At 45.0% G+C, this 19,036-nt stretch carries 21 protein-coding genes and 1 pseudogene; 3 read left to right on the forward strand and 19 right to left on the reverse strand.

The features are described from left to right. Positions 1-149: 149 nt before the first annotated feature. Positions 150-935, forward strand: coding sequence for an SDR family oxidoreductase (locus ACFI32_RS02225; RefSeq protein WP_462624872.1), 786 nt, complete (start codon positions 150-152; stop codon positions 933-935). 65 nt (positions 936-1,000) lie between these two features. Here the strand turns inward: ACFI32_RS02225 and ACFI32_RS02230 are convergent, their stop codons facing one another. From ACFI32_RS02230 to ACFI32_RS02250, 5 genes are all read right to left on the reverse strand, one after another. After that, positions 1,001-1,522, reverse strand: a complete 522-nt coding sequence (locus ACFI32_RS02230; RefSeq protein WP_462624873.1) for a hypothetical protein — start codon at positions 1,520-1,522, stop codon at positions 1,001-1,003. A 76-nt stretch (positions 1,523-1,598) separates the two neighbouring features. Then, positions 1,599-2,183: a GNAT family N-acetyltransferase gene (locus ACFI32_RS02235; protein ID WP_462624874.1), complete on the reverse strand. Its 585-nt coding sequence runs from the start codon at positions 2,181-2,183 to the stop codon at positions 1,599-1,601. A gap of 272 nt (positions 2,184-2,455) precedes the next feature. Beyond that, the gene (locus ACFI32_RS02240; protein WP_462624875.1) at positions 2,456-2,809 is read right to left on the reverse strand and encodes an Imm51 family immunity protein; all 354 of its coding nucleotides are present in this window, start codon (positions 2,807-2,809) and stop codon (positions 2,456-2,458) included. Between the two features lie 54 nt (positions 2,810-2,863). Continuing rightward, entirely contained in the window at positions 2,864-4,105 is a 1,242-nt protein-coding gene (gene prpF / locus ACFI32_RS02245; protein ID WP_462624876.1) for a 2-methylaconitate cis-trans isomerase PrpF, read from the reverse strand. Positions 4,106-4,178: 73 nt separating this feature from the next. Then, on the reverse strand, positions 4,179-4,787 hold the full coding sequence (locus ACFI32_RS02250) for a hypothetical protein (protein ID WP_462624877.1): 609 nt from the start codon (positions 4,785-4,787) through the stop codon (positions 4,179-4,181). A gap of 98 nt (positions 4,788-4,885) precedes the next feature. On the opposite strand from ACFI32_RS02250, the gene ACFI32_RS02255 reads away from it, so the two are divergent. Next, positions 4,886-5,038, forward strand: coding sequence for a hypothetical protein (locus ACFI32_RS02255; protein ID WP_462624878.1), 153 nt, complete (start codon positions 4,886-4,888; stop codon positions 5,036-5,038). 44 nt (positions 5,039-5,082) lie between these two features. Here ACFI32_RS02255 and ACFI32_RS02260 read toward each other — a convergent pair whose 3' ends face one another. The 12 genes and pseudogenes from ACFI32_RS02260 to ACFI32_RS02315 all read right to left on the reverse strand — a co-directional run bounded on the left by ACFI32_RS02260 (position 5,083) and on the right by ACFI32_RS02315 (position 16,214). Further along, positions 5,083-5,700, reverse strand: coding sequence for a hypothetical protein (locus ACFI32_RS02260; RefSeq protein WP_462624879.1), 618 nt, complete (start codon positions 5,698-5,700; stop codon positions 5,083-5,085). A gap of 11 nt (positions 5,701-5,711) precedes the next feature. Continuing rightward, positions 5,712-5,846, reverse strand: a pseudogene (locus ACFI32_RS02265) (PrpF domain-containing protein); the annotation flags it as partial. A 75-nt stretch (positions 5,847-5,921) separates the two neighbouring features. Next, positions 5,922-6,608 carry a hypothetical protein gene (locus ACFI32_RS02270; RefSeq protein ID WP_462624880.1) on the reverse strand — a complete coding sequence of 229 codons (687 nt, stop codon included), beginning with the start codon at positions 6,606-6,608 and terminating at the stop codon, positions 5,922-5,924. A gap of 66 nt (positions 6,609-6,674) precedes the next feature. Continuing rightward, positions 6,675-7,160: a hypothetical protein gene (locus tag ACFI32_RS02275; RefSeq protein ID WP_462624881.1), complete on the reverse strand. Its 486-nt coding sequence runs from the start codon at positions 7,158-7,160 to the stop codon at positions 6,675-6,677. A 126-nt stretch (positions 7,161-7,286) separates the two neighbouring features. Continuing rightward, positions 7,287-7,547, reverse strand: coding sequence for a Txe/YoeB family addiction module toxin (locus ACFI32_RS02280; RefSeq protein WP_075107120.1), 261 nt, complete (start codon positions 7,545-7,547; stop codon positions 7,287-7,289). A 33-nt stretch (positions 7,548-7,580) separates the two neighbouring features. After that, positions 7,581-7,895: a type II toxin-antitoxin system Phd/YefM family antitoxin gene (locus tag ACFI32_RS02285; RefSeq protein WP_462624882.1), complete on the reverse strand. Its 315-nt coding sequence runs from the start codon at positions 7,893-7,895 to the stop codon at positions 7,581-7,583. Between the two features lie 200 nt (positions 7,896-8,095). Further along, positions 8,096-10,765, reverse strand: coding sequence for a Fe/S-dependent 2-methylisocitrate dehydratase AcnD (gene acnD / locus ACFI32_RS02290; RefSeq protein ID WP_462624883.1), 2,670 nt, complete (start codon positions 10,763-10,765; stop codon positions 8,096-8,098). 169 nt (positions 10,766-10,934) lie between these two features. Beyond that, on the reverse strand, positions 10,935-11,162 hold the full coding sequence (locus ACFI32_RS02295) for a hypothetical protein (RefSeq protein WP_462624884.1): 228 nt from the start codon (positions 11,160-11,162) through the stop codon (positions 10,935-10,937). Between the two features lie 23 nt (positions 11,163-11,185). Next, the gene (gene prpC, locus ACFI32_RS02300) at positions 11,186-12,316 is read right to left on the reverse strand and encodes a bifunctional 2-methylcitrate synthase/citrate synthase (protein ID WP_462624885.1); all 1,131 of its coding nucleotides are present in this window, start codon (positions 12,314-12,316) and stop codon (positions 11,186-11,188) included. Positions 12,317-12,407: 91 nt separating this feature from the next. Then, complete coding sequence (prpB, locus tag ACFI32_RS02305; RefSeq protein WP_462624886.1) at positions 12,408-13,301, reverse strand: methylisocitrate lyase; 894 nt, start codon at positions 13,299-13,301, stop codon at positions 12,408-12,410. Positions 13,302-13,700: 399 nt separating this feature from the next. Beyond that, positions 13,701-14,888: an NRAMP family divalent metal transporter gene (locus tag ACFI32_RS02310; protein ID WP_462624994.1), complete on the reverse strand. Its 1,188-nt coding sequence runs from the start codon at positions 14,886-14,888 to the stop codon at positions 13,701-13,703. A gap of 342 nt (positions 14,889-15,230) precedes the next feature. Beyond that, positions 15,231-16,214, reverse strand: coding sequence for a LysR family transcriptional regulator (locus ACFI32_RS02315; protein WP_462624887.1), 984 nt, complete (start codon positions 16,212-16,214; stop codon positions 15,231-15,233). Between the two features lie 212 nt (positions 16,215-16,426). On the opposite strand from ACFI32_RS02315, the gene ACFI32_RS02320 reads away from it, so the two are divergent. Next, positions 16,427-17,254 (forward strand): hypothetical protein, encoded by an 828-nt coding sequence (locus ACFI32_RS02320; protein WP_462624888.1) that lies wholly within the window; start codon positions 16,427-16,429, stop codon positions 17,252-17,254. A 14-nt stretch (positions 17,255-17,268) separates the two neighbouring features. Here the strand turns inward: ACFI32_RS02320 and ACFI32_RS02325 are convergent, their stop codons facing one another. Beyond that, positions 17,269-18,180 carry an EamA family transporter gene (locus tag ACFI32_RS02325; RefSeq protein ID WP_462624889.1) on the reverse strand — a complete coding sequence of 304 codons (912 nt, stop codon included), beginning with the start codon at positions 18,178-18,180 and terminating at the stop codon, positions 17,269-17,271. Between the two features lie 58 nt (positions 18,181-18,238). After that, a complete protein-coding gene (locus tag ACFI32_RS02330; RefSeq protein ID WP_462624890.1) occupies positions 18,239-18,901 on the reverse strand; it encodes a LysE family translocator in 663 nt (220 codons plus the stop codon). Positions 18,902-19,036 lie beyond the last annotated feature (135 nt).

The raw sequence follows: 19,036 nt of genomic DNA on the forward strand, positions 1-19,036 counted from the left end.
CATAACGGAAAGTATGACAAAATCATAAATGACTATTGTAGTGCTTATGCAGCACACTGGATGATAATAAAATCATCACCACTGTCAAAGCACAATATTAACGAATTACTTGGCGGATCATACAACAACCACACAACTAGGAGTTACCTATGCTCACTAAGACTTATCTTATCATCGGTGGTACCGGTGGTATTGGCCGCGCCATCATCCAAGCGCTACTGACCAATAACGACGTGCAGGATAAAAAAGCACAGGGAAAAATTTTTGCCACCTATCATCAGCGTAAGCCGACACTTAAGACCGATGAAAGCGGCAATATTGAAAGCAATAACGTACACTGGATACCGATGGACATCAGCAGCGAGGAAAGCATCAAAGCAGGCGCTGGAGAGATCGGTAAGCAAAGCGCTCATATTGATTGGGTCATCAATTGCGCGGGGCTATTGCACAATGACGCGCATCAACCCGAAAAGGCCTTGCGCCAGATCGAAACGGACTTTTTTTTGCAAAACATGCAGATCAATGCGCTCGCCAGCCTCTTACTTGCCAAGCATTTAAAGCCGTTACTGGCCAAAGCTGAGCGCAGCGAAGAGTATCCAGCTGTCTTTGCCACCATCTCAGCGCGAGTGGGCAGTATCTCGGACAATCAACTGGGCGGCTGGTACAGCTACCGCATGAGTAAAGCGGCACTGAATATGGGTATGAAAAACCTAAGTATCGAATGGGGACGCTCGCTCAAGGACACCTGCGTGGTGGTCATGCAACCAGGCACTGTCGATACTGGACTGTCTGAGCCGTTTCAGGGAAATGTGGCAGAGGATAAGCTGTTCACGCCAGCCTATAGCGCCCAAAAGCTACTCGGCGTGCTCGCCAACATGCGCTCGGCAGACAGCGGCAGCTTTGTCGATTGGGCAGGGGAGAACATACCGTGGTGATGAGTATATCAAATAGCAACAGTGGCCAATAAATCGCTGATGCTGGTGTGTTAAATGGTTAATGGTTAAATGCCACTACCGCACGAGATACTGTGCGCTTGTCTGTCAAAAGTCAATTCTGTATAGCCAATATCCTGCGTTAAGTAGCCTTTAAAGCTGTTGTTCAATACTTCCAGCAAATCGCCATTGCTGGTATGGCCTTTTTTATCCGTGGCGGGCAACTTAAATTGAGGGCGCAGCGCCAAAAAGTTATTGTCCTTAAAAAATATCTTTTGATGTCCCCACTCATACCCGTGAAAGTCTTCAATCTTGACGATGGGGTAGCCAAAAGCGGTTGTATCTTCAAAATAATACGTCGTGGTTTTTGAATTACCATCGCCATCGGTGTAGGGATACGTAAACACCACTTCTTTACGACTAAGCGCATCGCCCAAGTCCGTAAAAGCGTGCTCATCATCAAAAGACTGGTGACCCGCACACCCTGCCATCATCGGCTGTAGATAAGCGCTTAAATCTATACTTGCCTGCGCGCCTGCCATTTGCGCGATGAGTAACACACCCGCGCCAATCTTATAAAAACTATTCATAACCGCCACCCCTTAAAAGCAAACTTAAGTTTAATATAAAGCTCATTATAGGTTCTTTTATCAGGCAACGCATCTTTTATACCATCAAATACAGCACACCCAGCACAAAAAATACGCTGATCATCAGCAGCAAGCCCTGCCAAATCACAGAGGTCACGCTCGTCTCACCTTCTTTTTTCACTTTGGGCTTTTTGAGCTGCAATACCATCACAATATGCTCGATATTGTCCTCCATATAGCGCTCGCTGGCAGGCTCAAAGCCAAGTGATTGATAAAAATCCATCAAATACGTTTGTGCAGCGATGACGATGGGTTTTTTGCCGTACTTTTTGCGGCAGTATTTGATCGCCTCATTCATGATTTTCTGGGCGATGGCCGCGCCGCGAAACGCAGGCAGTACCAGCACACGGCCAATCGCCGCCATCGGCACGTCATGATCAGTTTTGATGGTGTTGTATTTGGCAGGAATGATGCGGCAGTAGCCAACCAAGCGCTCATCTTGATGAGCCACCAGATGCAAACAATCAAAATCCAGATCATCGATATCTTGGTAAGGACATTGCTGCTCGACCACAAATACTTGCGAGCGCGCTTTTAGGATGTGGTACAAGTCCACACGGGTTAAGTCATCAAAGGTCTTTATCGAAAATTTACAGCTCATATGTCACTCATAACTCAGGCAACAGCAAAAGGGGATGGTTAGCGCGCATTATAACGATTTAGCGCTGTAGTGTCTGACTGATTTTATCATCAGGGTGAGGACAATCAGCCCCTTATACGGTGCGGCAAAGACGGCCAGTTTTTTAAGAATATCCCGTAACAGCCCCCGCCGCTCAGTCTTGTTAAGTGGCGGGGCTAAGGAAACACGGCGCGGCTGGGGAGGTGTTGACATATATTTAATTGAGCATGGTTTTAGATAGTATCTAGCAACCGCTAATCCAGCTCAGCACGTGACAGTAAATCAACTAATAGTTTATCATCCCCACAAGCTTGTTTGAATGCGATGATAAAGTCCTTTAACACCTTTTTATCTGAAGAATAAGCCGAAAACATACTACCTTCTGAATCAAATTTAACGATGTTAGCCCATTCAGGATGCTTTTCTTGTAAGAATACATCAGCCAAACTTCCCCAGTCATAGCCATTACCTTCAAAGCCCTCATCAGCACGAGTAGCAAAGATTTCAGTTTTATAAGTATCTACCTCACTTAAACAAACGGAGACACTGCCATCATGCTCTACCCAAAAAAAAGGGCTAATTTGTTGATCGAAATCTTTATCGTTCATGGTATTTACCTATTAGTGTGAGTGTGTTTGCCAAAAACATTATTTTTTAAATGCTTAAAACGCATCCGCTGGCACAAATACCTCACCAACCATGATACGCCTTGCTGAGCGGCTCATTGAGACCTTTTTGGCTTGCCAGCGACCGTCAACTTGTTCTGTCTTACCGCCGACCAGCAATGTACCAGATGGATGACCAAAACGTACCTCTGTCAGCTCACCACCACCAGCGGCCTCGTTAACCAGTGTACCTTGTGTGGTCGCTGCTGCCGCAATCGCGACCGCTGCCGTACCCATCATCGCATGATGCAGCTGTCCCATACTCATGGCACGTACCACCAAATCAATGTCGCTTGCATCAACTGACTTACCACTTGATGCCGTATAGCTTTGCGCTGCGCCCACCCAAGCGATTTTCGGAATATGCTGGCTAGTTTGTGCTTCAGAGACGTCTTTGAACACGCCCATCGTCACACCGCCTTTGGCGCGGATTTTTTCAAGTTTGGCAAGTAGCTCATTATCGCTATTGATATCACCTTGCAATTCAGTACCCGTAAAGCTCAAATCTTCTGCACGCATAAAGATGGTTGGGATACCCGCGCTGATAAAGGTTGCCTTAACGCTATCTGTGCTTAGGCCGCAACCCATCACATCAAAATCATCGACTAAGTTACCAGTGGGAAACATCTCGCTAGTGGCATCTACAGGGTCGATAAATTCAATCTTGACTTCAGCCGCTGGGAAGGTCACACCATCTAATTCAAAGTCGCCTGTTTCTTGAACGTGTACTTTATCATTTGCGTCTTTATAGACGGGCACATGGGCAATGATAGTTTTACCAATATTCTCTTGCCAAATGCGTACCTCACAAATACCGCTATCTTGATTGTCATCAATGCTATTAGCAATCTTGTCAGCACTGACTAGACCCATGTTAATAGCACAGGCACCAACGGCGGCGGTTAAGTTGCCACAGTTTCCCGCCCAGTCAATCATGGGCTTTGCGATATTCACTTGACCAAACAGATAATTCACATCATGGTCTGGGCTGTCAGAGGTCGATAAAATAACCGTCTTTGAAGTGCTAGAGCTGCCATTACCGAGACCGTCGATTTGTTTGCCATACGGATCTGGGCTACCGACAACGCGCAGTAAGAAGTTATCGCGCGCCGCGCCAGCGACTTGGCAACGTTTAGGTAAATCGGTTAATTTAAAGAACGTGCCTTTTGAAGTGCCGCCGCGCATATAGGTGGCGGGGATGGAGATTTGGGGGGCGAAGTGTGGTTTTGATTGAGTCATTATAAAAATCCTTATAATTAAATAATATTAATGAATAACCTGACAACATTAAAAATGTAAACTGCCTCAGTAATTAACTATAAAAATACAATAATGAAGCGTTGTTATTGGCTGCATAATGAATAATATTTAGTAATGAAGTAATTTCTTCATGGACTTGTTGCTGCCAATCCTGAATCGGTTCGTGACTTTCTAATTGGTAAAAAGGCTGAAAACTATCAACGTCAAGGTCTCTTAAAATGAAATCTAATTCAATACACTTATGATGAGGTAAGACTCTAACACTATCACTTACTGGCCATTCTTCAGCACTTAGCAGAATTTTAGTTATCTTAGATGCGTCGTTGATATTTTGCTGAGTCAACGCTTTTGGTAAAGCTTGTTTGTGTAAATTATAAGTGGATTCAAAACCACTACTTAAGTGGTTTAAACTAGCGTTTGACAAACTGTATTCAGCTCTTTTAATTATATCTTCAAGCTCATTGACTACCTCTACATCAAACTCTTCGATAGTCTCGAAGTACTCTTCTTTGTCGTTCCTGCTACCACATTTAAGGCGATAAAACTCATACAGGCTTGCGCTACTAGCTATTTGCTCTAAAAACTCAATAAGTTCTGGGTTTGACTGAAGCTGTAAAAGCTGCTCGTTAGGTATGATTTCAATATAAGTACCAGTAGACATAGTATTCCTAATTTATATTGAGAAAATTCTTAATATGATTCGGCTATAATTTTAATGATATTACAAAGCACTATAAACGAATTATAATAGAGTTTAATATGGATTTAGAAAAAGCGAGAAACAAATATTCAGTAAAAATTAAGCAGATTATGCAAGATAGTCCTGATTTATCTTATGAATTCGTGCATCAACTGTTGATTGCTCAAGCAGAGATTAATGCTGGTATGATTGAACCTTTCGAGTGTGGATGAAAAACATTTAAACCTATAGTTTTAAAAGAGTCAAAAAGCAAATACTAAATCTTCATATCAAGAAACTTTCTACCTGCTGTGACCCCTTCGTCAATATTGCCCTTAAGTGTAACAGGTAATAGTAGCTCATCTGTAATATCACCATCGCTAAAGATTAAAGTATTGACATCATCTTCAATTGGTCTAACTAGAGGTTCATTAACTTCCATTGCAGTATTTATAATAATTTGAGTACTACCTATACTACAAGCCTTTAAAAGTCCAAGTAGCTCAAAATTATCGTTCAATTCATATTCTGCTCTTTGCCATATTTCTCCATTCCAACCATAGATAAAACCGCACCACTCATATCCTTGTGGTGGTGTTAAATTAGTTGCCCACCATTTAGGTGCATCTTTCAAAAGATCAGTTTCTTCTACTTCAAAATATACTGCTGCATCTCTAAAATAAGTGTCTCCCTCTTTGTCAGATCCAAAGATGATGAGCTTATCTTTATCAATATATCTAAGACATGCCCAGTTGCCACCATCATGATAGACCCAGTCATTTTGATCAGCGTATACATCATCATACCAGCCTATCGAAGCATAAACTGCGGCTAATGCCGCCCAACCACCACGCAATTCTTTTGGATGAGGTAAATCTAATTGGATTAAAGCCATTTTCAACTCTCCATATAAAACTTATCCCGCGCCTCGCCAGCGACTTGGCAATGCTCAGGTAAATCGGTTAATTTAAAGAACGTGCCTTTTGAGGTACCGCCGCGCATATAGGTGGCGGGGACGGATATTTGGGGGGGCGAATGTATTTTTATTATTTGACACTTTAAAGTCCTTTTAAATATTTTTGTGATGGAAATATTGATTTTAAATAAGATCTTCGCTCATAAATCATGTTTGTTGAGTGAAGATACGATTAACATAGGTTTACCCTCAATAAACGAGTTAGTTTCTTGAATATTCAATTTTTCAACAGATTCTATAAAGTCTGTTGAAAAACTATTGCTATAAAGTGTTACAGACAAAATATCATACCAGTTTGCAGTTTCGGCATTTGTGTAGAATAAGGACTTGTTTTTCATATTAAGCCCTATGCTTTTCTGATTCATGGCATTATTGGTCTCCATAATATGGATATTTTGATTTTTAACAGTTTCAGATAATTTCAACCATTCTTTGTCTAGCTCAGGAAACGTTGCTAATTTAGCCAGTTCGTTTAAAGCCAATACCGCATCTTTTTTTAAACGGTCAGTGTTTACGCTTTTACTCCAACCAGCAGAATTAAGGTATTCCAAAGTGCTTAAATCAATGGTTTCAGGCATTGTGTGTATAATACGACAAGCATTAGCAAACTGTTGATAATAAAAGAGCCATTGGTAGGGGGAAGAAATATGGTCTAACGTTAAGAAACTGATGCTATCGTACTTGAAAATTTCAACTATTAAGCTCTGATATAAAAGGTCAGCAATCGTTTTTGACTCCCAATCACTGAAAGTAAGAAAATCACAATTGTTAGCAGCGATTCTTAAGATAAGCGATAGATTTTCTTCTGGGATATAGACGTACGACATAGTTAATAGCCTTTTTGTCAGGTGATCTATAAAAAGATACAAACGTCGCATCAATAAACGCTTTTACTATCTCGCTACATCTGCCCCACCAGTAGAATTGACAGACACTATCTCAAGACCAGTCAGTGTTCTTTTAATGCTTAAGGTTTCATGCGTTTTGCTACTGATTGAACCCAATGCGCCCATTTTGACATTATTGATTTCATCAAAACTGGCGCGGGCACTTTGCCAAGGAAAGCTTGTGGTCACTTCCACATTGTCAAAATAACCTGATGTACTCGCTTGCATGACAACCAACGCGGCTTGGGATTGTTTCATATAGCCGCACAGCTCACTCTTACCGCCCTCGACTTCCCATGTACCTTGAGGCGTATTATGATGAATCATCACTGTCACCTCATCGCTATAATTGTCACAAGCCGCCACAGGATCATTCATAGCAAGCGCATTATTCTCCGCTAAGAATTGCTCGATATGATCGGATGACAGTAAATAATAGCTTTGCCCCAAATATAATGCGCTCACTGCAATGAATAGTTTGAACCAACCCATAAAATCCTCAACAAATGATAACAATAGATAGAAGCGCTATTATGCACAAAATATTGATAAATGTTGAGTAAAATATAACAGTGAGATACGTTATTGATAAGGCTATTTGTTTGCTTAGTTTATTAATTAATAATGATAGCGACAAGAAATAATGGTCAAATAGTTATCGTCGACGGCATATACGAGCCGATTGGCGTCATCTATGCGTCTTGACCAAAATCCAGACAGGTTTTCTTTTAGGGGTTCAGGTTTGCCAATCCCTTCAAACGGATTACGCTTACAGTCGGTAATGAGTTTATTAATACGCTTGAGTGTTTTTTTATCTTGTGTTTGCCAGTATAGATAGTCTTTCCACGCCGCATCGGTCCATGCTAGTTGCTCACTCATTGTCTGACCCTTTGAATATATTGAAAATCTTATTCAAGCGTTCTCAATATCGCCATCTGTAAGCGCATTGTCATCACTGCCATCATTTTCATCTGTGATATCTACCAGCTCATGCGTGACGGTCTTGCCAGCTTGGTACTGAGCAATAGATTCTGCCAAGTGCGCTGCATTGGCAGGAGATTTCAATAAATAGACAGTTTCCATCAGGCTGTTATAATAATCAAGTGACATAACCACCGCATCATCAGCGTCACGGCGGGTAACAATAGTCGCATTGGCATCGTCATTTACCGTATCTAGGACGGATTTTAAATGCTTTCTGGCTTCTGAAAAACTAACAACTCTCATGGCTTACTCCTTTCATGATATTCTGTGTAACTTGTACAATATATAGTACATATTACGCTATTGATTAAGTTAACTCAATATTTAGATGTAAGCGAGAAGGCTCAGCGTATAGACTACAAAAGCAAATAAAAACCGATGTCATATAAGGCTATACAACATCGGCGTCTTCATAGGTGTTGGTTAATCAGGACACATGACATTTATACAATGTCTAGCGTACCTTCGATAAACTCTTTGGCAAAGCGTTGTAGCATACCGCCAGCATTGTACATTTTAACCTCATCAGCCGTATCGAGGCGGCAAATGATTGGCGTCTCCGTGGTACTACCATCCATGCGATGAATGACTAACGTCATTAACCCGCCGGCAGATACTTCACCTGTGATATCAAAGGTTTCTGTCCCATCGATATTCAGCGTATGGCGAGTGGTGCCTTTTTCAAACTGTACAGGTAACGCACCCATTCCAACCAAGTTTTGACGATGGATGCGCTCAAAGTCTTCCGCGACAACACATTCCACGCCAGCCAAACGCACGCCTTTTGCCGCCCAATCACGGCTGGAGCCTTGACCATAGCCGTCGCCTGCGATAATAATCAATGGCTGCTCACGGTTCATGTAAGTTTCAATCGCTTCCCACATGCGCATGACTTGACCTTCTGGCTCGACGCGCGCCAATGAGCCTTGAATCACTTCACCGCTTTTACTATCAAGGCTATCACGTACCATTTCGTTCAATAGTTTAGGATTGGCAAAGGTGGCGCGCTGGGCGGTTAAATGATCGCCGCGATGGGTGGCATAAGAGTTATAGTCCTCAGCAGGCAAGCCCATGGTATCTAAATATTCGCCAGCAGCGGACGTACCCAAAATAGCGTTTGATGGTGACATATGGTCGGTGGTGATGTTATCACCCAATACGGCAAGCGGACGCAAACCTGTCAGTTTGTTTTTCCGAGCCATTTTGCCTTCCCAATACGGCGGACGGCGGATATAGGTGGTCATCTCTCGCCAGTTATATAAAGGGCTCAAAGCATCACCAGCATCCTTTTTGGCTTCATCAAACATCGGAATATAGACCGCATTAAACTGTTCAGGCTTAACGGCAGCGGCAACGATGGCATCGACTTCTTCATCATCAAACCAGATGTCTTTAAGATACACATCATTGCCATCTTGGTCTTGGCCCAACACATCTTTTTCAATATCAAAGCGGATGTTACCTGCGATAGCATAGGCAATCACCAGCGGCGGCGAGGCCAAAAACGCTTGCTTGGCATAGGGGTGGATACGACCGTCAAAATTACGGTTACCAGAGAGGACGGCGGTGGTAAATAGGTCGTTATCGATGATTTCTTGCTCGATATCAGGATCCAGCGCGCCGCTCATACCGTTGCAGGTGGTACAGGCAAAGCCAACCACATCAAAGCCAATCTCTTGTAGCTCTGGCATGAGCCCTGCTTCCTCTAGATACATTTTCACGGTTTTGGAACCGGGGGCTAAGGATGACTTCACCCACGGTTTACGCAATAAACCCTTGGCATTGGCATTGCGAGCAACCAGACCTGCGGCAACCATATTGCGCGGGTTTGAGGTGTTGGTACAGCTGGTAATCGCGGCGATGATGACCGCGCCATCTGGCATCAGACCGTCTTTCGGTTCAGGTAATTTTTCGTCAGCGCCATGAGCGATGCCTTTAGCCACTAAATCATCGGTCGATACACGGGCGTGGGGGCGCGACGGGCCTGCCATATTGCGACCCACTGAGGACAGATCAAACTCAAGCACACGTGCGTATTCGACTTTTTCCATACCATCGGCCCATAGGCCAGTTTGCTTAGCATACTGTTCAACCAGTTTGATTTGTGCCTCAGAACGCCCCGTCAGACGTAGATAATCAATAGTTTGCTCATCAATATAGAACATTGCCGCCGTTGCGCCGTACTCTGGGGTCATATTAGAGATAGAGGCACGGTCACCAACTGTAAGCTGGCGTGCGCCGTCACCGAAGAATTCAATATAGGTTGATACCACGCCAGCATCACGCAAAAACTCGGTCATTGCCAGCACCAAATCTGTACCAGTAATGCCTTTTTGCAATTTGCCTGTGAGTTTGACCCCAACGTAATCAGGCAGACGCATGTATGATGGGTTGCCCAGCATCACGCTTTCGGCCTCAAGCCCGCCCACACCGATTGAGATGACGCCTAGTGCATCAACCATCGGCGTGTGACTGTCCGTCCCGACTAACGTATCGGCGAACGCAACATCATAACCGTCATGGCCTTTCACTACCTGAACCACAGGTGACATCTTCTCAAGGTTGATTTGGTGCATGATGCCATTGCCCGGTGGGACGACATTGACATTATCAAAGGCATACTCACACCAGTTGATAAAGTGAAAGCGGTCATCGTTACGGCGCTCTTCAATGGCACGGTTTTTTTCAAACGCATTGTCTTCAAACCCAGCATGCTCAACGGCCAATGAATGGTCAACGATAAGCTGGGTCGGCACGATAGGGTTTACTTTGGACGGATCACCGCCTTGTTCAGCGATGGCATCGCGCAAGCCTGCCAAGTCAACAAAGGCGGTCTGACCCAAAATGTCATGACAGACGACGCGGGCTGGGTACCAAGGAAAATCAAGATCTTGCTTGCCCTCAATATGCTGCGTGAGCGCCGCCGTCAAATCTTCTGGCGGACAACGACGGACGAGGTTTTCACACAATACTTTTGAGCAAAAGGGCAGTTTGTCATACGCGCCAGCCTCAATACTGTCAACGGCTTCACGCGCGTCAAAATAATACAAATCGGTATCTGGTAGCGGCTTTTTAAAGTCGTCATTCATGGGTTGTACGAGGGTGTTGTCCATAAGTCACCTTTAGCGGTTGGCTAATTTTAATCAATTATTCAGTATCGGTAGGAGTCAAAAAATCCATCTTTTAGCATAACCCAATACGAGTTTTATAGGTTTTACTAGGAAAAATATTCAAATATCAAAGCGCAGCAGATTTGTAAAAAAGTCTAGTATTTAGCATATGCTAAATACGCTTATATTTTTTAAATACCCAGTGTGCTAATGCTCCTAGAGCAATAACGATTGGTAGCATTATCCAGATACCGATCAATACGAAAACTATGCAACCAATCGCAATGAGAGCAAGTGGTAATAAATAAATAAAAAGCTCATCAACTAAGGCGCACAATAACTCTAGTGCAATCCTACGAAAGGTAAGCTTTTTTCGCCATTTTTTTAATTTATTTATCATTATATGCTCTTAGTTTTAAATCGCTAATCACGCGCACTCATCTCAGGCACAGGACGCAATTCTTCACCCGTATATTCTGCACTTGGGCGAATGATGCGGTTGTCCGCGCGTTGCTCAAACACGTGTGAAGCCCAGCCCGTCAGACGTGAGCAGACAAAAATAGGGGTGAACAGCTTGGTGGGGATACCCATAAAGTGATAGGCTGATGCATGGAAAAAGTCCGCATTACAGAAGAGTTTCTTCTCGCGCCACATGACGTCTTCACAGCGTACGGACACAGGATAGAGCACCTCATCGCCCACATCGGCAGCCAGTTTCTCAGCCCAGCCTTTAATCACGACATTACGCGGATCTGACTCACTATAGATGGCATGACCAAAGCCCATGATTTTGTCTTTGCGTGCCAGCATGCCCATCATTTTTTCTTCAGCATCGTCTGGCGACGTGAATTCTTCAATCATATCCATTGCCGCTTCATTCGCGCCGCCATGCAAGTGACCACGTAGCGAGCCAATCGCGCCTGTGATACAAGAGTGAATATCAGATAAGGTAGAGGCGCACACGCGAGCGGTAAAGGTCGACGCGTTAAACTCATGCTCTGCATACAAAATCAGTGACACGTTCATGACTTTTTCGTGTAGCTCGTTTGGCTTTTCGCCTTTAAGCAGATGCAAGAAATGACCGCCAATGGTCGCGTCATCCGTTTCGGTCTCGATACGCACATTGTCGTGGCTAAAGCGATACCAGTAGTTAATAATAGATGGGAATACCGCTAGCATACGATCGGTTTTATCGTTTTGCTGTTCAAAGTCCGTTTCGGTCTCAAGGTTACCCAGCATCGAGCAGCCAGTACGTAACACGTCCATTGGATGGGCGTCGCTTGGGATACGCTCAAGTACGTCTTTTAATGCTTGCGGTAGGCCACGCAGGTTTTTGAGTTTGGCTTGATAAGCGTCTAATTCGCTTTGATTCGGTAGATTGCCATAAAGTAGCAAATAGGCCACTTCTTCAAAAATACATTTGTCCGCCAGCTCTGACACATCATAACCGCGATAGGTCAGACCAGAGCCTGATTTGCCAACGGTTGATAATGCGGTTTTACCAGCAACTTGTCCGCGAAGTCCTGCGCCTGAAAGTTCTTTTTGTGCTGCCATGGTTACATTCCTTTTGTGGGTCGCTTTTTATAGGGTGTTACTAAGTTTTTATAGTGAAAGTTGTTACAGTGAAAAGTGCTGCTTATTATGCTTATTTATTGTCTGCAAACAGCTTATCTAAGGTTTGCTCAAACTCGTGATAGTTTAAGAAGTCATAGAGATCCATACGCGTCTGCATGGTATCGACGACTTTTTCTTGCGTGCCGTCATCTAATAGATGTTGATAAACGTTCAATGCCGCTTTATTCATGGCACGAAACGCGGATAGCGGATACAGCACCATATCAACGCCCACGCCATATAATTGATCCGTGTTATATAGATCGGTCTGACCAAACTCGGTCATGTTGGCGAGCACAGGGATATCGAGTACATCGGTAAATTTACGATACATCTCAATGTCAGTCAGCGCTTCTGCGAAAATCATATCCGCGCCAGCTTCTTGAAAGGCAACCGCACGTTCGACAGCAGCGTCTAGCCCTTCGACCGATAGCGCATCCGTACGTGCCATCACCACAAAATCAGGATCCGTTTTGGCATCTAATGCCGCTTTTAGACGATCAACCATCTCTGAGATGCTGACGATTTCTTTATTGGGGCGATGACCACAGCGCTTTTGTGCCACTTGGTCTTCGATATGTACCGCGGCCACGCCTGCTTTTTCCATTTTTTTGATGGTGTGAGCAATATTAAAGGCGCCACCAAAGCCCGTGTCAATATCAACGAGGAGCGGCGTGTCGACGGCGTCAGTAATACGGCGTGCATCTTCTAGGACATTATCAAGACTGGTCATGCCCAGATCAGGCAAACCAAATGACGCGTTGGCCACCCCTGCGCCTGACAAATATAACGCTTGATGTCCAACTTGCGTCGCCATCATCGCCGTATAGGCATTAATAGCACCTGCAATTTGCAAGGGTTGGTTGTTATCGTTTTTTTGTTTCAGTGCACTGCGAAAGCGTGCGCCTGCTGAAGATAACGTCATGTGAATATCCTTTTATAAACAGGTATAGATAATAAAGACTCAGAGGGAAGTATTTTCTTTGTTGTCATCGATTATACCCAATTATGAAAGCTTGCAAAGGTCGAGAGATTGCCTTATTAATTATAATAACTAATAAACTTGTATAATTATTTTAAATCTATTCATAATATAAATACCATTATGTAAGTAATAAAGGATTAGCGAGATAACTATTCATATTGCTCAAATGTCGAAATATCACGGGCTTTTATTTTTACATTTAATTACAATTAGTGTGCATACTATCAATCCATCAATCACGTCATCGATTGGGTAGCGCTCATCAAAAAGCCCCAATAGCTGAGCTATTAGGGCTTTATTTAAACGGCGCTTAAAAAACCTAAGCCCAAGCAAACAGATCTAAGCAAACAGACCTGCCAAATTGGCCAAGAACAGCAGTCCAAACCCTGCCAAGAAAATCAATCCTGCGATAGATAAGGCATTCATCCCCGCAGACAATTTCTTATGCTTTTTGACCAGTGAGTAGTTAAGCCAGCCAAAGATAGGCGCGGAGACAAACGCTGATATCATGGCAAACTTAAGCATCACGCCTAATTTACCAGTAAAAAAGGTGATGATAACCAGCCCGCCGCCAATGGCATAGGTTGTCCAAAAGGCGATTTGTTTTTTGTTGATTTCGCGCTCGCCCTTGAGCAGACGCCAGCACTCCGCATTGGCACGGCCATAGCCATCAGCACAGGTGATGGTGGTGCCAAACATGCACATAAAGGCGACGAAGGCGACTAATAATCGCGACCATTCGCCGATGGTGGCGGTATACATATTGATCAGCTGACCGATATACGCACCGCCGACCAGCTCAATCTCTTGACCAGAACCATACTGGACAAACACGCCTAGCGATAAAAAAAACAAGGCCAAAATGGCTGAAACGGCATAACCGACATTAAAATCTAACAAGCCTTGCTTATGGGTGGTGTGATCGGTTTTGACTTTGGCAGACGTCCACATCGAGGTGATGGCGGCAAACTCAAGTGGCGCTGGCATCCAGCCCATAAGCGCCACGATAAAGCCCAAAGTTGCTAAGTTCCAAGGCGATACCGCGATAAAGTCTGCTGCCATCACGGTGGGCTTACCTGCCGCGATGACGACCGCCGCGATAGTTGCCGTTGTCAGCGCAATCATAATCCACTTGGTCACGCCATCGAGCAGCTTATAGTGACCTGCGATCAAAAAGAACCAAGAGACTGCAACGATGATCATAGAGAGAACCACCGTCGATAGCCCAAGGGAGGCGGGAAGCATAAAGCCCAAAATCACCGCCGCGATCAGCGAGACCGCGCCCGTACTGATCACCGCTGATAGGATAGAGAGGATAAAATATACCCAAAGATAGACCTTTGAGCGTTTGGCGTAGCCTGCAATCAAGCTCTCGCCTGTGTCATAAACATAGTCGGTAGCAAAACGAAAAAACGGATATTTAAAGACGTTGGCGAGCACAATCATGATTGCCAACTGCCAGCCATAAATGGCACCTGCCTGCGTCGATGAAATCAGATGCGAGCCGCCAATAGCCGCAGTCGCCATCAAAATACCTGGGCCAAAGATACGCCAGTTAAAGCGTTCATTTTCTGGTGCTGCTGCGTTCGTATTTGCATCTGCAGTTGGCGCGTCAGGATGTGCTTTGTCTGCACGATCAGCGGTGTTTGCTTGTTGTGTACTCATAACTCCCTCGGTATAAAAAAGACAGGCCATCCATGACCTGCTATGTTGTGTGGACTGTTTATCAGTCTAAGCCTGATTAATATCATACAGTCGCACAAAAGCCAAGTCTTAACAGGTGGCTAAATAGATACCGAATGTATCATAACGGATGAGTAAGCGATAATATTTTTTACCGCCTCATATCGACGGGTTGGCAGACACGCCCTAGGTAAACTGCTGGTGACGATAGGTGATACCGCGCTGCTCATAGACTTGATAAATGGCCTGTAGCAAATCAGGCACGCGCGGGTGTACGATGTCTTTTAAAGTATGCAGATAAATAGGCGAGGTCACGTTTTCATGAATCAAACGTTGGTAGCTGATTTGTTCCGTACGTACGCTTTGTAGGCTGGCAGGGACCAGCGTGATGCCTTCACCAGCCGCCACCAACCCCAAAGCCACCTGCAAGTCACTGACCTTAGTAGTCATTAACGGCGTCACACCGTATTGCGCAAACAAATACAATAGCGGCTCAGTGATGGTACGCGTTGCTGAGCTGGCATGATGGGAAGTGCTGTCTGTGTCATCATGGGCTTGTGCCATGATTTGGGCAGGCAAGTGGGTTTGATGGTATAAAATCAAATGGTTGCCTGCCAAATCTCGCAGCTGCTGATAGCTTACCGACGCCAGTGGGTGCGCTTTTGGTAGCGCCGCAACATAGCGCTCATGGCGCAGTAGTATTTGCTGAACCCATGGGTCTTGATGCGCAAAACGGCCAAAACCGATATCAATCTCGCCTGTTTTTAAGGCTTCAATTTGTTGATAAGAGCTGATATCTTTAAGGTTGACTTCGATATCATCATGCTGCTGCTTTAGGGTCGCGATGATCTCAGGCAACAGGCCATAGAGTACCGACGGCACAAAACCAATATTTAAAGCGCTACTGGGCGCAGACAGGCGCTGGGTCATACTGGTGACGGTGTCAATCTCGGTCAGTATGGTGCTTATTTTATCGTAAAAAAACCCGCCCGCCTCAGTCAACTGTAGTGGTCTGTGGTAGCGATCAATCAGCACCACACCCATGGCATCCTCAAGCTGTTTGAGCTGCCGACTGAGACTGGGCTGCGACAATCCTGTGATATCAGCGGCGGCGCTAAAACTTTGCGCATTGGCCACCGCAACAAACGCATTAAGCTGCTTTAGATCCATAAAAAATGTCCACTTGGCCTATTTTGTGCATATTTTAAGCACGATTTATGGTTGACCATACAAATTTTGCTTGAAGGTCACGTACTTGCCAATTATATTGTCCCTGCATATTATTCCTACGCTTAGGTAACGAGTATGTGTATCATAACGCAATATAACGCACTTTTTATCGCCACTTCTTATCTTATCCATGACACACGACTTGGTACTTTATGAACGACTCAAACAATAATGATAGTGCTGATAACCAACAGGGCACGGCAGGTACTCAAGAAGCGCGGCTGAGTAGGCCGAACCGCAATAGCGACATATATCAGCGCTTTTTAAAGCGTGTGCAGCAGATTGAAGGAGATAGCAGTCAAGATAAGAAAAATGACAGTAATGACAATCAGGCACCAACAGATGTTTTTGCCAGAGACGGCGGTTATGAGCCATTAACGGAAGAAGAGCTGCGCTTATTTGCTGATTTTGAGCAGCAAGAGCGTGAAGAGCAGCAAGCGCACACCGATCACCATACAGACGATGTGGCTGATGATGAGTCGCTTGAGCTTGATAATAGCCTTGATGACAGTGAAGACAGTAGTGAGGACAACCAAGCATCAGAGAGCGCGGCGCCAGCAGCTGATGCCACTATGTCAGACGAGACGGACGAAACAGACACCGACGTTGCTCAAGATAGCGAAGTAGACGCGCCTGCAGTCCCCAATACTGTAGCAAAACCAAAAACCTCCAAGCAAGGCGGTATGAAGCTGCTCATCATCGGTCTGGTGTGCGGTTGCTTGATCGGTGCGGCGGCATTTTTTGTGTTAATGCCAGCAGATAAAGGTAGTAGCAACGGTACATCTGAGACCGCGACGGGCAATTCAGGGACAGAAGAAAGCAACGCTACCGCAGCTGGTGGCGATGCGGTGACAGGCAGCGCCAATGTGCAACAACCTGCCAGCAACAGTACAACCACTCAAGGTGATGATCCTGATCTCACTTATGAAGACTTTAGGGAAGAATCAAAAACCACCTTATATCGTGATACAAGCAAATAAAGCTATGGCTGATGTTAACGTGTTGCACCAGTCACGTCATCATCGCCTCGCGGCTGTTTACGTCTATAAGAAAAAGTCACGGTTAACAAGATCAACCCCACCAATACCAATCCTGAACCGATGAGCTCACTGATTGAGAGTCTCTCATTATAGAACCACCAGCCAAAAAATAAGCCTGAGATCGGTACTAATAGGGAGTAAGGGGTGACTGTGGTCAAGCCATGCTGACTGATCAGGCGGGTCCAGATCGCATAGCCAAACAGAGTGACAACAAACGCTTGAAAGAGTATAGACAACCAGCCTTTTATATTTGGCAGTTGCACCAACGTAGTCAATTCAACATTAAAAAACAGCGCGTATATCCATGATAAAAGCAACATGGGTATCGGAACAAACAGGCTCGACCAGACGGTAAAGCTGACAACCGCCTTAGGCTTCGCCATCTTGATTATGCTATTACAGATCGTCCAAAATAGCGCCGCAAGCAGCATCAAAGCGATACCTGTATAGTCTAGATGGTCTGACTTAAACAAGCAGATGACGGCAAATCCCAGTAAAGCCACCCCGATACCCATCGTTTGTCTTGGGCTGAGTGTTTCTTTAAAAACGGCAACCGCGACCAGTACGGTCAAAAACGGACTCATCTGTAATAACAGCGCTGCCATGCCTGCTGGCGTGCCCAAAAATATCGCTATATTTGCCACACCCCAGACCCCTGCGCCAAACAGCATGCCATACGTGGCAACGTAACGCATTGCCACATCAGGTTTTTTAATAAAAAATATCATGGGCAGCGCCGTTAATAAAAATCGCAGGGCGGTCATGGTGACGGGGTGTACCTCTTCAATGCCCCAGCGAATCACCACAAAGTTAACGCCCCAAATCAAGACGATAGCGATGGCGAGTATCCGTTCTTTTATGGTCATAAGCGTGCCTTTTTAAAACAGTTGTATGGCTAATCATGGATATGCAAGGACGAGACACTTATCGCCACAGCATGACGGCGCAATATAGCGTCATCACAATAATTAGCGTATGGATACCCCGCATCACGCGCGGTAAATGTACCAGTGCGCGCAACCAGTGACCGCCTGCCGCCCAGCAGCTGATGGACAAGAGGTTGATGGCGGCACACATGACCAGTAGCAGCTGGTTGTGCAGCCACGAGTTACTGGCATAAAACATGGCCAAACTGGGTGCCACCATCGTCATCGTCCAAGCCTTTGGGTTGAGCCATTGAAACAGCAACGCCTGTCCAAAGCTGAGTGGCAACTCGCCCATACGTTTTTTACTGGTGGCGGCTCCAGCTGCCTGCTCGTCATGCATCGCCTCACTGACCACCGCGGTAAAGTCCGTTTTTGCCATATGATAGGTAAGCCATAACAGATAGAGCGTGCCCAGTACCTTGATCGCCAACATCATGGTAGGAAAGCTGACCACTAATGTCGCCATCCCCCAGTAGCTCAGTGCCAGCATCACTGCAATGCCCGTAGTGATGCCTAATAGATGATAGCGACACGCCCAAAACCCATGCTTGATACTGCCATGCAGCAGCATTAAATTGTTGGGCCCAGGGGTGATGGAGTTGATCAATAAGAAGACTGCCAATGCGGAGATGTTGCCCTCAAGGCCGGTTGTGATGTTCATCTGGTTACCATATTGTGTGGTTGTAACGGTTATCAATGAACTCAACTATAGTGCAAATGACCATAACAGACCCGATACAGTTCTATTAACAGTGAACAAAGTGTATAGTCGATATTACCGTGACAGTTGACCTGT

Source organism: Psychrobacter sp. PSi21 (genome assembly GCF_054960615.1).

What these genes read in the sequence shown, in the direction of transcription:
- ACFI32_RS02225 (WP_462624872.1), top strand. Translation starts at nt 150, where the DNA reads ATGCTCACTAAGACTTATCTTATCATCGGTGGTACCGGTGGTATTGGC.
- ACFI32_RS02230 (WP_462624873.1), bottom strand. Translation starts at nt 1,522, where the DNA reads ATGAATAGTTTTTATAAGATTGGCGCGGGTGTGTTACTCATCGCGCAA.
- ACFI32_RS02235 (WP_462624874.1), bottom strand. Translation starts at nt 2,183, where the DNA reads ATGAGCTGTAAATTTTCGATAAAGACCTTTGATGACTTAACCCGTGTG.
- ACFI32_RS02240 (WP_462624875.1), bottom strand. Translation starts at nt 2,809, where the DNA reads ATGAACGATAAAGATTTCGATCAACAAATTAGCCCTTTTTTTTGGGTA.
- prpF (WP_462624876.1), bottom strand. Translation starts at nt 4,105, where the DNA reads ATGACTCAATCAAAACCACACTTCGCCCCCCAAATCTCCATCCCCGCC.
- ACFI32_RS02250 (WP_462624877.1), bottom strand. Translation starts at nt 4,787, where the DNA reads ATGTCTACTGGTACTTATATTGAAATCATACCTAACGAGCAGCTTTTA.
- ACFI32_RS02255 (WP_462624878.1), top strand. Translation starts at nt 4,886, where the DNA reads ATGGATTTAGAAAAAGCGAGAAACAAATATTCAGTAAAAATTAAGCAG.
- ACFI32_RS02260 (WP_462624879.1), bottom strand. Translation starts at nt 5,700, where the DNA reads ATGGCTTTAATCCAATTAGATTTACCTCATCCAAAAGAATTGCGTGGT.
- ACFI32_RS02270 (WP_462624880.1), bottom strand. Translation starts at nt 6,608, where the DNA reads ATGTCGTACGTCTATATCCCAGAAGAAAATCTATCGCTTATCTTAAGA.
- ACFI32_RS02275 (WP_462624881.1), bottom strand. Translation starts at nt 7,160, where the DNA reads ATGGGTTGGTTCAAACTATTCATTGCAGTGAGCGCATTATATTTGGGG.
- ACFI32_RS02280 (WP_075107120.1), bottom strand. Translation starts at nt 7,547, where the DNA reads ATGAGTGAGCAACTAGCATGGACCGATGCGGCGTGGAAAGACTATCTA.
- ACFI32_RS02285 (WP_462624882.1), bottom strand. Translation starts at nt 7,895, where the DNA reads ATGAGAGTTGTTAGTTTTTCAGAAGCCAGAAAGCATTTAAAATCCGTC.
- acnD (WP_462624883.1), bottom strand. Translation starts at nt 10,765, where the DNA reads ATGGACAACACCCTCGTACAACCCATGAATGACGACTTTAAAAAGCCG.
- ACFI32_RS02295 (WP_462624884.1), bottom strand. Translation starts at nt 11,162, where the DNA reads ATGATAAATAAATTAAAAAAATGGCGAAAAAAGCTTACCTTTCGTAGG.
- prpC (WP_462624885.1), bottom strand. Translation starts at nt 12,316, where the DNA reads ATGGCAGCACAAAAAGAACTTTCAGGCGCAGGACTTCGCGGACAAGTT.
- prpB (WP_462624886.1), bottom strand. Translation starts at nt 13,301, where the DNA reads ATGACGTTATCTTCAGCAGGCGCACGCTTTCGCAGTGCACTGAAACAA.
- ACFI32_RS02310 (WP_462624994.1), bottom strand. Translation starts at nt 14,888, where the DNA reads ATGGCGACTGCGGCTATTGGCGGCTCGCATCTGATTTCATCGACGCAG.
- ACFI32_RS02315 (WP_462624887.1), bottom strand. Translation starts at nt 16,214, where the DNA reads ATGGATCTAAAGCAGCTTAATGCGTTTGTTGCGGTGGCCAATGCGCAA.
- ACFI32_RS02320 (WP_462624888.1), top strand. Translation starts at nt 16,427, where the DNA reads ATGAACGACTCAAACAATAATGATAGTGCTGATAACCAACAGGGCACG.
- ACFI32_RS02325 (WP_462624889.1), bottom strand. Translation starts at nt 18,180, where the DNA reads ATGACCATAAAAGAACGGATACTCGCCATCGCTATCGTCTTGATTTGG.
- ACFI32_RS02330 (WP_462624890.1), bottom strand. Translation starts at nt 18,901, where the DNA reads ATGAACATCACAACCGGCCTTGAGGGCAACATCTCCGCATTGGCAGTC.